The sequence below is a fragment of the Herbaspirillum sp. CAH-3 genome, assembly GCF_009668275.1.
Classification (GTDB): domain Bacteria; phylum Pseudomonadota; class Gammaproteobacteria; order Burkholderiales; family Burkholderiaceae_D; genus Herbaspirillum; species Herbaspirillum aquaticum.
Genome location: NZ_VSWE01000007.1, coordinates 106,095 through 118,191 on the forward strand (window position 1 = coordinate 106,095; position 12,097 = coordinate 118,191).

Below are 12,097 nucleotides of genomic sequence, written 5' to 3' on the forward strand. Positions count from 1 at the left end.
GTACTGCATCCAGCATGGAGCCCAGGCATGAGCATTGATATGAGCCAGTTTTTCCAGGTCTTTTTCGACGAGGCCGAGGAAGGGCTCGCGGAAATGGAAAAGCTGTTGTTGGCCGTCAATGTGGCGTCTCCCGATCCGGAAGACCTCAACGCGGTGTTTCGTGCCGCCCATTCGATCAAGGGTGGTTCGTCCACCTTCGGCCTGACCGACATCGCTGAAGTCACGCACGTCCTGGAGTCGCTGCTGGATCGCATCCGCCAGGGCCAGATGAAGCTGACCTCGGAACACGTAGATGCCTTCCTGGCTGCCAAGGATGTGCTCAAGTCCATGCTGGACGGGCACAAGCACGGCGCCACGGTCGACCAGGATGCCGTGGGCGACGTGCGCATGCTGTTGGAGGCGCTGTCGCAGGGCAAGAGTTCCAGCGCCGCTGCGGCGGCCGAAGCGGCCGTGGTCGGTCCCGGTGGCGTGCACCGCTACCGGCTGGACATGCCGGTGATCGCCGACAAGGATGCCGAGGCCCTGGCCGACGAGCTGTCCATGCTCGGCAAGCTGGAAAAATCCAAGTCGCCCGAGGGGAACTGGATTTTCATCCTCGACACGGCCGAACCGATCGATGACGTGGTCGCCATCTGCGCCTTCATCGTGAACGTGGCCGACCTGAAGATTTCGCAAGCCGTTGAAGCCGCCAAGAGCAGCGACGAAGAGCGCGGCTATGGTTTCTTCGACAATTTCGTCACCCAGGAAGAGCGCGAGCGCGCCCAGGGTTATGGTTTCTTCGATAACCAGACCGCCATCGAAGACAAGGAGCGCGAGCAGGGCTACGGTTTCTTTGCTCCCTTCGTGCCGCTGGACATCAGCGCCAAAAAGAACGATGGCGAGGCGGCTGCCCCCGCCGGTGGCAACGGTCATGGCGGCAATGGCGGCAATGGCAACGGCCATCACGACGACGGCCACCTGCATGGTGACCATGGCGGCGAGAAGAAGGCGGCCAAGGGTGGCACCGGCCAGGAATCCTCGTCGATCCGTGTCAGCATCGAAAAGGTCGACCAGCTCATCAACCTGGTGGGCGAACTGGTGATCACCCAAGCCATGATCGAGCAGCGCGTTGGCAAGCTCGATCCCATGCATCACGAACACCTGCTCAACAGCGTCAGCCAGTTGAGCCGCAATACCCGGGATCTGCAGGAATCGGTGATGTCGATCCGCATGATGCCGATGGATTACGTCTTCTCGCGCTTCCCGCGCATGGTGCGCGACCTCGCGCACAAGCTGGGCAAGCAGGTCGAGTTCGTCACCCACGGCGCAGCCACCGAGCTGGACAAGGGCCTGATTGAACGCATCGTCGATCCGCTCACCCACCTGGTGCGCAACAGCATCGACCACGGCATCGAACTGCCCGAGGCGCGCCGCGCCGCCGGCAAGGGCGAAGCGGGCGTGCTGGCACTGTCTGCCGAGCACCAGGGCGGCAACATCATCATTGAAGTCACCGACGACGGTGGCGGCCTGAACCGCGACAAGATCCTGGCCAAGGCCAAGCAGCAGGGCATGCCGGTGACCGACAGCCTGACCGATGCCGAGGTCTGGCAACTGATCTTCGAGCCCGGCTTCTCTACCGCCGAGCAGGTCACCGACGTTTCCGGCCGTGGCGTGGGCATGGATGTGGTCAAGCGCAACATCCTGGCCATGGGCGGCGCGGTCGATATCCGCTCCAGCAAGGGCTTCGGCACCACGATTTCGATCTCGCTGCCGCTGACGCTGGCGATCCTGGACGGCATGTCGATCCGGATCGGTGAAGAAGTTTACATATTGCCGCTTGGATATGTGGTTGAATCTTTGCAGCCTTTGCCGCAAGATATCAAAGAGATCTCCGGTCAGGGCCAGGTGCTGCGCGTGCGCGGCGAATATCTGCCGCTGATCCCGCTTTATCAGATTTTCAACATCGAGCCTTCATTTACCGATCCCTCGCAAGGATTGGTGGTCATTTTGGAGTCAGATGGGAAAAAGGCGGCACTTTTCGTGGATGACCTGATCGGACAACAGCAAATCGTTGTGAAGAACCTGGAATCCAACTATCGAAAGGTCGCTGGCATTTCCGGTGCTACCATTCTGGGCGACGGCGGCGTCGCCCTGATTGTCGATGTGGCAGCCTTGCTGCGATCCAGCCGCCAACTGAATGACGAATCTGTATTTTCCTGATTTTTAAAGGGCCTCAACATGTCTGACACTGCAACCAAGAATCTTTCCGGCTTCGGCGAAAAGACCGACAGCAACGGAAACGAATTTCTCGCCTTTACCCTGGGCAAGGAAGAATACGGCATCGATATTCTGAAGGTTCAGGAAATCCGCGGCTACGAAGCCGTGACCCGCATCGCCAATTCGCCCGACTTCATCAAGGGCGTCGTGAACCTGCGCGGCATCATCGTCCCCATCGTGGACATGCGCATCAAGTTCCAGCTGGGCGAGCCGACCTATGACCAGTTCACCGTCGTCATCATCCTCAACATCGGCGGCCGCGTCGTGGGCATGGTGGTCGACAGCGTGTCCGACGTCATCACCCTGACCCAGGAACAGATCAAGCCGGCACCGGAGATGGGCACCACCTTCGACTCCGACTACCTGATCGGCCTGGGCACCCTGGAACAGCGCATGCTGATCCTGGTGGACATCGACAAGCTCATGTCCAGCGCCGAAATGGGCCTGATCGAAAAGCTGGCTGCCTGATTCATTGAGGCTCTGCAGCCTGGCAGTACGGGATCCGGAGGAGACGCAGTCCGGATCTGGCGCCCGTCGTCATTCGGTACCGCAGGAAAAGCGGGCATCATAGCCCGATACAGAAGAGAAAAAGGCATCCGCCGTGTGGTGGATGCCTTTTTTATGGGCGCTTTCCAGCGCCTGTGAAGTTTTGTGCGCGCCGGCTTTGCCCGGGACCGCGCGTCCTGCCTCCCGGCAGGACTTTGCTTCATCTCTCAGTGGAAATGCTCGACCGGAGGAGGCGTATCTTCCGGCATTTCCGCATGCACCAGTTCACCTTCGCGGTCAGGGAAGAGCGGTGCGCCACAGTCGTCGCAAAACTCCATGGTGAAGCGTTCTGCATGATGCTTGATGTGCACGATGCCGCATTCGCGCAGCACCGTCAGGATCTGCTGCAGCGGGCTGGTTGGCATGCCCTCCAGCAGACCCGCACCGGTCGGGATCATCATGGGCAAGTCTTCGCCACTCTCCTGTTCATACAGCGGCCAGACCGTGCCATAGACGACGGTGGGATCGCCGCCGATGGAAAAACCGATGCGGTATTCATCGATCTGGCCATTGATGTCCTCGGAAAAGCCGCCGATGCTGGCGTGCAGCTCGGAGGAGGAAATGTCCAGGGTCTGCGTCAGGAAGTAATCGGCAGCGCGGATGGACGCCGGGCGGATGCGCTTGTCGGCCTCGCGGCAGCCGAAGAAATAGGCTTGCGGCAGCAGCAGCTCGACGCTGCAGCCTGGCAGAAGACGCGTGAAGAGCGGCGTGGCCTGCTGGGTCCAGGCCTCGAAGGCGGCCTCTTTCCTGGCCGAGAAGTGACTCTGCTGTTCACTTTCCTGCCAGTGGAACAGCGCTGCGCCGGCCGGCACCACGACGGCAGCGATCACGTAGCGGGTGTCGGCAAGGAAAGCGGCGGTCGGCGGTTGTTCGCCGCGCAGCTGCACCGGGCCGGCTTTCAGGGCGGTCTGGCCCATCTGGCGGGTCAGGGCAAAAACGTCGGCGTGTACGCGCGGCAGCTGCTCGATCGAGAACAGGCTCGGGGCCAGCGCCAGGCGGGCATCCTTGGCCAGGACGTGGGCATGGAGGTGCGCGCCGATGGCGGTGAGCAGCTCGCTGCCGATGGGGCCGGAGGCGATGGCGAAGCGAGTCCAGGCCAGTACCGGCAGCACCAGCAGCTGCACGTCGTAATCCTGGCCCTCGTGTTCCAGCGAGGTGGCCTCGCTGCCGGCCTCGACGGCTTCGATCAGGATGTCATAGGCATCCAGGTCGGCCTTGAAGAGATGATCCAGGGCAGCATCGATGAGGCCTTGCTGGCCGGCCCGCAGCAGCTTGTTGAGCAGGGCGTCCAGCGGCTTGAGCCAGGCGCGCTCTTCGAGCCGGCTGGAGGCTTGCGCGATGGCTTGCGCAAAAGTCACCAGATGCTGGCTGTCGGCAGAAAGCTTGGAGGAGGAACGTTTGGCGGGACGACGCATGTAGGCTATCTGTAGGTGTGGAAACGAAACCGCCTATTGTAGATGATTTGTCAGCCCTGTCAGCCGCCGCGGCCTTTGCGCAGCGCCAAGGGGCAATAAAAAACGCCGGACGAATCCGGCGTTTTCCTTGCTGCAGGGTAGGACGTGCGCTGCTTAGGCTGCCAGCAGTTGACGCAGCACGAACGGCAGGATGCCGCCATGCTTGTAGTAGTCCACTTCGATCGGGGTGTCGATACGCAGCAGCAGCTTGACTTCCTGGGTCTGGCCGTTCTTGCGGTGGATCACCAGGGTGGCTTCCTGTTGCGGCTTGATCTCGCCTTCCAGGCCCTTCAGGTCGAAGCTTTCTTCACCGGTGATGCCCAGCGACTGCACGCTGTCGTTGCCCAGGAACTGCAGCGGCAGCACGCCCATGCCGACCAGGTTGGAACGGTGGATACGCTCGAAGGAACGTGCGATCACGGCCTTCACGCCCAGCAGCTGGGTGCCCTTGGCAGCCCAGTCGCGGGAGGAGCCGGTACCGTACTCTTCGCCACCGAAGACCATGGTCGGGGTGCCTTCAGCCACGTACTTCATGGCGGCGTCGTAGATCGACATTTCTTCACCGGAAGGCTGGTGAATGGTGATGCCGCCTTCGACGCGGGAGCCGTCTTCCTTGGCCGGGATCATGAGGTTCTTGATACGCACGTTGGCGAAGGTGCCGCGCATCATGATCTCGTGGTTGCCGCGGCGCGAGCCGTAGGAGTTGAAGTCAGCCTTCAGCACGCCATTGGCTTGCAGCCACTTGCCGGCTGGGCTGGATTCCTTGATGGAACCGGCCGGGGAGATGTGGTCGGTGGTGATCGAGTCGCCGAACACACCCAGGGCACGCGCGCCGCTGATGCCGGTGGCGGCAGCCTTGGGCTCTTCGCTGAAGTTCTCGAAGAACGGCGGCTCGGCGATGTAGGTCGAGCTCGGCCAGTTGTAGACTTCGCCCTTGGCGACGCCCTTGATGGCTTCCCACAGCTTGCCGGGAGCGCCCTTCACATCGGCGTAGTTTTCCTTGAAGGTCTTGGCGTTCATGGCGAACTTCAGCAGCTTTTCGATCTCTTGCGAGGTCGGCCAGATGTCGCCCAGGTAGACGTTCTTGCCGCCCTTGCCCTTGCCGACCGGTTCGGTCATCAGGTCACGGGTGACATTGCCGGCGATGGCGTAAGCCACGACCAGCGGAGGCGAGGCCAGGAAATTGGCGCGGATGTTCGGGTGGATACGGGCTTCGAAGTTGCGGTTGCCCGACAGCACGGCGGCGGCCACCACGTCGTTCTTGACGATGGCTTCGTTCATGGCCGGGGTCAGGTCGCCGGCGTTGCCGATGCAAGTGGTGCAACCGTAGGCGGTCACGCCAAAGCCCAGCTTTTCCAGGTACGGCAAGAGGCCTGCCGCTTCCAGGTACTTGGTTACCACGCGCGAGCCAGGGGCCAGCGAGGTCTTGATGTGCGGGGCCACCTTCAGGCCGGCTTCCACGGCCTTCTTGGCCAGCAGGCCAGCGGCCAGCAGCACGCTCGGGTTGGAGGTGTTGGTGCAGGAGGTGATGGCGGCGATCAGCACGTCACCGTTGTGCACATCCACGCCATCGGCGTTCTTGTAGGACGCGGTCAGGTCTTCGGCCTTCTTGTTGAAGCCGTTTTCAGCGGTCGGCTTGGTGAACAGGTCCGAGAAGGTGGACTTGACGTTGCCGATCTCGATGCGGTCTTGCGGACGCTTCGGACCCGCCAGCGACGGGGCGACGGTGCCCAGGTCCAGGGAGACTTCCTGGGTGTAGTCGATCTGGCCGGCCTTGGGCACGCCGTACAGGCCTTGTGCCTTGAAATAGGCTTCGAAGGCGTCGATTTCAGCCTTGGTGCGGCCGGTGCCCTTGAAATAGTCGATGGTAGCGTCGTCGACCGGGAAGAAGCCCATGGTGGCGCCGTATTCCGGTGCCATGTTGGCGATGGTGGCGCGGTCGGTCAGCGACAGCGATTCGGTGCCTTCGCCGAAGAATTCGACGAACTTGCCCACGACCTTGGTCTGGCGCAGCAGTTCGGTGATGGTCAGCACCAGGTCGGTGGCGGTAACGCCTTCGCGCAGGGCGCCGGTCAGGTTCACGCCGACCACGTCCGGGGTCAGGAAGTAGACCGGCTGGCCCAGCATGCCGGCTTCAGCTTCGATGCCGCCCACGCCCCAGCCGACCACGCCGATGCCGTTGATCATTGTGGTGTGGGAGTCGGTGCCGACCAGGGTGTCAGGGTAGTAGACACCGGCCTTGTTGTGCACGCCGCGTGCCAGGTATTCCAGGTTGACCTGGTGCACGATGCCGAAGCCCGGGGGCACCACGCCGAAGGTGTCGAAGGCTTGCATGCCCCACTTCATGAACTGGTAGCGCTCGTTGTTGCGCGAGAATTCCAGCTTCATGTTCAGGTCCAGTGCCTTCTTCTCGCGGAAGTGGTCGATCTGCACCGAGTGGTCCACCACCAGGTCCACGGGGACCAGCGGTTCGATGTTCTTGGGGTTCTTGCCCAGCTTGCTGGCGACGTTGCGCATGGCGGCCAGGTCGGCCAGCAGCGGCACGCCGGTGAAGTCCTGCAGCACCACGCGGGCCACCACGAAGGGGATCTCATCCACGCGGGCGGCCTTGGCGCCCCAGTTGGCCAGTTGCTTGACGTGTTCTTCGGTGACCTTCTGGCCATCGCAGTTGCGCAGCACCGATTCCAGCACGATGCGGATCGACACCGGCAGGCGCGAGATATTCACGCCCAGCGACTTTTGCAGGGCGGGCAGGGAGTAGAACTTGCCCTTCTTGGAACCGGAAATCGGGAATTCCTTCAGGGTGTTCAATGTGTTGCGAGACATGGCCTCTTCTCCTTAATTTGGCAATTTAGTGATGCTAGCTAGTCGAATCCGGTTTGCGCTGCAATGGTGAACTGCGGGGTGCTGCCTGATTCTGTGATTCTGTGTTGCTTGATACGCGATGAGCTGGCGGTTGCCTGCCGGCTCAGTTCTTCTGGGGTGCCGCAGCGACGGTGGTTGCCGGTGCTGCTTCGGCGGCCTTGATCTGCTCGGCGTTCTTGCATTCGTTGGCCAGCTGCTGGCCCTTCTTGGAATCCAGCAACAGGCCCTTGGCCGGGATGCCGATCCAGACCAGGCCCATCTTGCGGTTTTCGAAGCGGTTGGCGCCGGTGGTGGTTTCCACGCGGGTCAGGCGGTGGATGCGCTTGTCCCAGCGGATGGCGATGTGCTTGTCGTCGGCTTCGTTCTTCCAGATGGTCAGCTTGTGGCCCATTTCGCACTGGAAGTCGGCCGACAGGGTGCCGCCCAGGTCGGGTTCGCTGTCGTCATCTTCGGCCTCGGAAGAGAACGGCATCTTGGCTGCCGGTGCTGCGGCGGCTGCAGCGGCAGCGGCCTTCTTGGCAGGCGCCTTCTTGACGACCTTTTTCTTGGCGGCCGGTTTGGTATCGGTTTCGGCGTGCGCCGCAGTGATGCCGGCGGTGGCGAAGAGTGCGCCCAGCAGGGCGATGAGAGTCAGGTGCTTTTTCATGGACGTCGGTCGAAACAAGTTTACTGCGTGGTTGAGGGGGAGTCGCCGCGGGCGAACCAGGGTGCAGTCTCCGGTGGCAGCGCGATGCCGGTGGCGTGCGCGCGTTGCAGGATACTCCAGTAATAGCGATAACTGGCGCGGTCGTGCAGGTTGCCCTGATGCTGGATCGGGCCCCACTGCACCGCCTGCGCCTTGAGCAAGATCTGTGCCGCCAGCTCGGCTTCTTCGGTGGCCGGGGACATGGCTTGCACGATCGGGCCGATCTGGTCCGGATGGATGCTCCACATCCGGGTATAGCCAAACTCTTGTGCCGCGCGGCGCGCATCGTCAGCCACGGCGGCGGGATTCTTGATGTCGGTGGTCACGTTGTGCGACGGCACCTTGCCGTGCGCATGGCAAGCGGCGGCAATCTCCAGCTTGGCGCGGCGCACCAGCGGATGGTCAAACTGTCCGGGCGAGCGCATGGCGCTGCCGGGAATGGCCCCGTAATGGGCCGAGACGAAATCCATCACCCCGAACGACAGCGACTGCACCTGGGGCAGGGCGGCGATCTTGCCGGCATCCGCCAGCGCGCCATGGGTCTCGATCAAGACCTGCACCGGCAGCTGCGCGCGGCCGGCCGCATTGGCGGCCCGATTGATGCTCTCCAGGGCGCGCAGGACGTCGTCGACCCCTTCGGGCTTGGGCAACATCACGTAAGCCAGTTCGCGCGCAGCCGCACCGCAGATGATGGCCACGTCCTGCTCGAAATGCGCATGGCCCACGTCGTGCAGGCGCGCGCCGATGCGGCGGTGGACATTGCCGGGGGCGGCGATGAGCGAGGCGACCAGTTCGGCGTGCGCGGTTTCATTGCCGGCGGCAGCGCCATCTTCGCAGTCGAAGGTGATGTCGAACAAGGGACCGAGCTCCTGCTGCAGGGCCATCGACTTGCGCATCAGCTTTTCGGAGCCGGCGTAGTGATCGCACACCGGAAGCGAAACCGGTTGCTGGGCACCTGGGAACAAGACCTGGGAAGGATGCATTGCTGCGATTGAGAGCGGGGTAAGGTTGTCGGAACGGTTGATGTCACGTACTGCAAAACTTCAAAACTGCAAAACGATCGGCGCGGCACCCGTACAGGGCCGCCGCGCCGTGGTCAATTAGCCGACCAGGTGCTTGACGCCTTCGCGCTCTTCCAGCAGTTCCTTCAGGGTGATGTTGATGCGCTCTTGCGAGAACTCATCGATCTCCAGGCCCTGGACGATCTTGTACTCACCGTTTTCGGTGGTCACCGGGAAGCCGAACATGGTGCCTTCGGGGATGCCGTAGGAACCGTCGGAGGGGATACCCATGGTGGTCCACTTGCCGTTGGTGCCCAGCACCCAGTCACGCACGTGGTCGATGGCGGCGTTGGCAGCCGAAGCGGCCGAGGACAGGCCACGGGCTTCGATGATGGCGGCGCCGCGCTTGCCGACGGTGGGCAGGAACACGTTCTTGTTCCATTCCTGGTCGTTGATGGTGTCCTTGACGGAGGCGCCATCGGCGGTCGCGAAGCGGTAGTCGGCGTACATGGTCGGCGAGTGGTTGCCCCACACGCACAGCTTTTCGATGGCCGAGACCGGCTTGCCGATCTTGGCAGCCACTTGCGACAGCGCGCGGTTGTGGTCCAGGCGCAGCATGGCGGTGAAGTTCTTGGCCGGCAGGTTGGGGGCCGACTTCATGGCGATGTAGGCGTTGGTGTTGGCCGGGTTGCCGACCACCAGCACCTTGACGTTGCGCGATGCGACGGCGTCCAGTGCCTTGCCCTGCACGGTGAAGATCTGGGCGTTGGCTTCCAGCAGGTCCTTGCGCTCCATGCCGGGGCCACGGGGACGGGCACCGACCAGCAGGGCGATGTCGGCATCCTTGAAGGCGGTCATCGGATCGCTGTGGGCGGTCACGCCAGCCAGCAGGGGGAAGGCACAGTCGTCGATTTCCATGATGACGCCCTTGAGCGCCTTCTGAGCCTTCTCATCGGGGATTTCCAGCAGTTGCAGGATGACCGGCTGGTCTTTGCCCAGCAGGTCGCCGTTGGCGATGCGGAACAGCAGGGAGTAACCGATCTGACCGGCGGCGCCGGTGACGGCAACACGCATGGGGGCTTTAGCCATGTTGAATCTCCAAAAGAGGTGATGAAAAAAAGCATTCAGACTGCAGCGAAGCGCAGCTTGCGGTCACGTCGCGCAAGGCGCGGCAGGGCCGTGTAGCGGTTGCTTCAGGGGTGCGCATGAGAAATGCGCGGTTTTCCTCGAATTCTTGTTAGGCCGCCATGATACCGTCGAAAACGCAGCGAGTCAGTTGCTTTCGGACCGGGCTCTGCCGACAAATCAAAAACCTGTCAAACTTGTGTTCTGCCTGCAGAAAACAGCCGCGCCGGAATGGTCTTGATGAGAGCGATTCTCGTTATCGTCTACTGACCGGTAGATCGCTCCCTGCCTGCCTTGCGGCTCTTCAGGTTGCTCGCGAGTGTAGGCTTGCGAAAGACTGCTGTCAATCAATATCTTATGTCTTATATAAGACATATTATTGCCTAGTTTTTGCTGGACGCCGGAAGGAGTTTTGTGGTGAAATTCGAGGTTATGAGCTCGATCCTGCCCAATTCGAACAACGTCGACGCGCACGCCGCGGGGGCGGGTGCTGCCAGTCCGGCGCCCACCTTCAGTCCGTTGTACCAGCAGATCAAGGCGCTCATCATGCAGCGCCTCGAAGCAGGGGAGTGGAAACCCGGTGAGCTCATTCCCAGTGAAGTCGAACTGGGTAGCCGATTCAAGGTCAGCCAGGGCACGGTGCGCAAGGCCATCGACGAACTGGCTGCTGAAAACCTGGTGGTGCGCCGCCAGGGCAAAGGGACCTTCGTGGCCACCCATCACGAGACCCAGGCGCAGTTCCGTTTCCTGCGGTTGATGGCCGACAGCGACGAGCCGCAGCGTCCCGAAAACAAGATCATCGAAGTCAAGCGCGTACGCGCCTCGGCCGAAGTGGCGCGTCAGCTCGACATGAAGTCGGGCGACTCCGTCATTTTCATTCGCCGGGTAAAATCCTTCAACGGCACTCCCATCATCCTCGAAGACATCTGGCTGCCTGGCGCCATCTTCAAGGGGCTGACGGCCGAGCGCCTCATGGAATACCGCGGGCCCCTGTATGGCCTGTTCGAGTCCGAGTTCGGCACGCGCATGATCCGTGCCGAAGAACGCATCCGTGCCGTCGGGGCGGATCCGGATGCCGCAGAGTTTCTGGGCGTGACGCCCCAAACGCCGTTGCTGAGTGTGGAGCGGGCTTCATTTACCTATGGCGACAAGCCGGTGGAAATGCGGCGCGGTCTGTACCTGACGACGAATCATCATTACCAAAGCGAGTTGAGCTGAGCAAACCGAAACCGGTCATCGCCGGGGGTGGACGGGCCTTGCCTGTCCAGCGCAGAAGGGCTGGTGTCAAGCCTTTTCGGCATGCTGCGAAGCGCAATAAAAGTTGATGGTGATTTCGAAAATCGGCGAAAATTGCATGATTGTTTTAAACTGAGGAGAACCTTGTATGTCTGAAGCCGCTAAACCACAACGGCCGCAATTTCGTAACATACACCTAACCCAAATTGCCGGCTATCGCATGCCCTTGGCCGCTCTGGTCTCGATCATGCACCGCATCAGCGGTCTGTTCCTGTTCCTGATGCTGCCTTTCATCCTGTTCCTGTTGGACAGCAGCCTGCTCTCGGAAGGTACTTTCGCCTATCTCAAGGGCTTCGTCTCGGGCTGGTTCGTCAAGCTCGTCATCCTGGCGCTGTCCTGGGCCTACCTGCATCACTTCTGCGCCGGCATCCGCCACCTGATCATGGACAACCACGTTGGCCTGGACAAGGACAGCGCACGCAAGTCCTCGGCAACTGTCCTGGTGGTCAGCATCGCGCTGATGATCCTGGTCGCATTGAAACTGTTCGGAGTGTTCTGAAAATGGCTGATAACAACATCGGACCCAAGCGCCTGGTCGTCGGCGCCCACTATGGCCTGCGTGACTGGCTGGCGCAACGCGCGACCGCCGTCGTCATGGCCGTCTACACCGTCATCCTGCTGGTGTGCTTCTTCACCTCGACCAACTTCAGCTACCAGGGCTGGGCGGCGCTGTTCTCGCATCAATGGTTCAAGGTGGCCACCTTTGCCGTGTTCATGGCGCTGTTCTTCCACGCCTGGATCGGCGTGCGTGACGCCCTGATGGACTACGTCAAGCCCGTTGGTACCCGCCTGGTCCTGCAAGTTGCCACTATCGTGTGGCTGATCGGTTGCGCTGGCTACGCTGCGCAGATTCTCTGGAGAAACTAATC

10 protein-coding genes are annotated in these 12,097 nt (G+C 61.7%); 5 read left to right on the plus strand and 5 right to left on the minus strand.

Features of this window, described 5'->3' with window-relative positions:
* Window positions 1–27 precede the first annotated feature (27 nt).
* Both cheA and FYB76_RS10640 read left to right on the plus strand, forming a co-directional pair.
* Window positions 28–2,199 carry a chemotaxis protein CheA gene (cheA, locus tag FYB76_RS10635; RefSeq protein ID WP_088753348.1) on the plus strand — a complete coding sequence of 724 codons (2,172 nt, stop codon included), beginning with the start codon at window positions 28–30 and terminating at the stop codon, window positions 2,197–2,199.
* Between the two features lie 18 nt (window positions 2,200–2,217).
* Window positions 2,218–2,724 carry a chemotaxis protein CheW gene (locus FYB76_RS10640; RefSeq protein WP_006463271.1) on the plus strand — a complete coding sequence of 169 codons (507 nt, stop codon included), beginning with the start codon at window positions 2,218–2,220 and terminating at the stop codon, window positions 2,722–2,724.
* 245 nt (window positions 2,725–2,969) lie between these two features.
* Here the strand turns inward: FYB76_RS10640 and FYB76_RS10645 are convergent, their stop codons facing one another.
* From FYB76_RS10645 to FYB76_RS10665, 5 genes are all read right to left on the minus strand, one after another.
* Window positions 2,970–4,217: a DUF2863 family protein gene (locus tag FYB76_RS10645; protein ID WP_154133623.1), complete on the minus strand. Its 1,248-nt coding sequence runs from the start codon at window positions 4,215–4,217 to the stop codon at window positions 2,970–2,972.
* Window positions 4,218–4,370: 153 nt separating this feature from the next.
* On the minus strand, window positions 4,371–7,082 hold the full coding sequence (acnA, locus tag FYB76_RS10650) for an aconitate hydratase AcnA (RefSeq protein ID WP_154133624.1): 2,712 nt from the start codon (window positions 7,080–7,082) through the stop codon (window positions 4,371–4,373).
* Between the two features lie 142 nt (window positions 7,083–7,224).
* Window positions 7,225–7,767, minus strand: a complete 543-nt coding sequence (locus FYB76_RS10655; RefSeq protein WP_088753351.1) for a hypothetical protein — start codon at window positions 7,765–7,767, stop codon at window positions 7,225–7,227.
* A gap of 20 nt (window positions 7,768–7,787) precedes the next feature.
* Window positions 7,788–8,789 carry a CoA ester lyase gene (locus FYB76_RS10660; protein ID WP_154133625.1) on the minus strand — a complete coding sequence of 334 codons (1,002 nt, stop codon included), beginning with the start codon at window positions 8,787–8,789 and terminating at the stop codon, window positions 7,788–7,790.
* 117 nt (window positions 8,790–8,906) lie between these two features.
* On the minus strand, window positions 8,907–9,896 hold the full coding sequence (locus tag FYB76_RS10665) for a malate dehydrogenase (RefSeq protein ID WP_034350453.1): 990 nt from the start codon (window positions 9,894–9,896) through the stop codon (window positions 8,907–8,909).
* 468 nt (window positions 9,897–10,364) lie between these two features.
* On the opposite strand from FYB76_RS10665, the gene FYB76_RS10670 reads away from it, so the two are divergent.
* The 3 genes from FYB76_RS10670 (at window position 10,365) to sdhD (ending at window position 12,095) form a co-directional block, all read left to right on the plus strand.
* Window positions 10,365–11,150, plus strand: a complete 786-nt coding sequence (locus tag FYB76_RS10670) for a GntR family transcriptional regulator (protein ID WP_088753353.1) — start codon at window positions 10,365–10,367, stop codon at window positions 11,148–11,150.
* A gap of 166 nt (window positions 11,151–11,316) precedes the next feature.
* Entirely contained in the window at window positions 11,317–11,727 is a 411-nt protein-coding gene (gene sdhC, locus FYB76_RS10675; protein WP_034333991.1) for a succinate dehydrogenase, cytochrome b556 subunit, read from the plus strand.
* Between the two features lie 2 nt (window positions 11,728–11,729).
* Window positions 11,730–12,095 (plus strand): succinate dehydrogenase, hydrophobic membrane anchor protein, encoded by a 366-nt coding sequence (gene sdhD, locus FYB76_RS10680; protein ID WP_088753354.1) that lies wholly within the window; start codon window positions 11,730–11,732, stop codon window positions 12,093–12,095.
* Window positions 12,096–12,097: the final 2 nt, after the last annotated feature.

Excerpts from the sequence above, each read along its gene's own strand:
- cheA (WP_088753348.1), top strand. The coding sequence starts at position 28 with ATGAGCATTGATATGAGCCAGTTTTTCCAGGTCTTTTTCGACGAGGCC.
- FYB76_RS10640 (WP_006463271.1), top strand. The coding sequence starts at position 2,218 with ATGTCTGACACTGCAACCAAGAATCTTTCCGGCTTCGGCGAAAAGACC.
- FYB76_RS10645 (WP_154133623.1), bottom strand. The coding sequence starts at position 4,217 with ATGCGTCGTCCCGCCAAACGTTCCTCCTCCAAGCTTTCTGCCGACAGC.
- acnA (WP_154133624.1), bottom strand. The coding sequence starts at position 7,082 with ATGTCTCGCAACACATTGAACACCCTGAAGGAATTCCCGATTTCCGGT.
- FYB76_RS10655 (WP_088753351.1), bottom strand. The coding sequence starts at position 7,767 with ATGAAAAAGCACCTGACTCTCATCGCCCTGCTGGGCGCACTCTTCGCC.
- FYB76_RS10660 (WP_154133625.1), bottom strand. The coding sequence starts at position 8,789 with ATGCATCCTTCCCAGGTCTTGTTCCCAGGTGCCCAGCAACCGGTTTCG.
- FYB76_RS10665 (WP_034350453.1), bottom strand. The coding sequence starts at position 9,896 with ATGGCTAAAGCCCCCATGCGTGTTGCCGTCACCGGCGCCGCCGGTCAG.
- FYB76_RS10670 (WP_088753353.1), top strand. The coding sequence starts at position 10,365 with ATGAGCTCGATCCTGCCCAATTCGAACAACGTCGACGCGCACGCCGCG.
- sdhC (WP_034333991.1), top strand. The coding sequence starts at position 11,317 with ATGTCTGAAGCCGCTAAACCACAACGGCCGCAATTTCGTAACATACAC.
- sdhD (WP_088753354.1), top strand. The coding sequence starts at position 11,730 with ATGGCTGATAACAACATCGGACCCAAGCGCCTGGTCGTCGGCGCCCAC.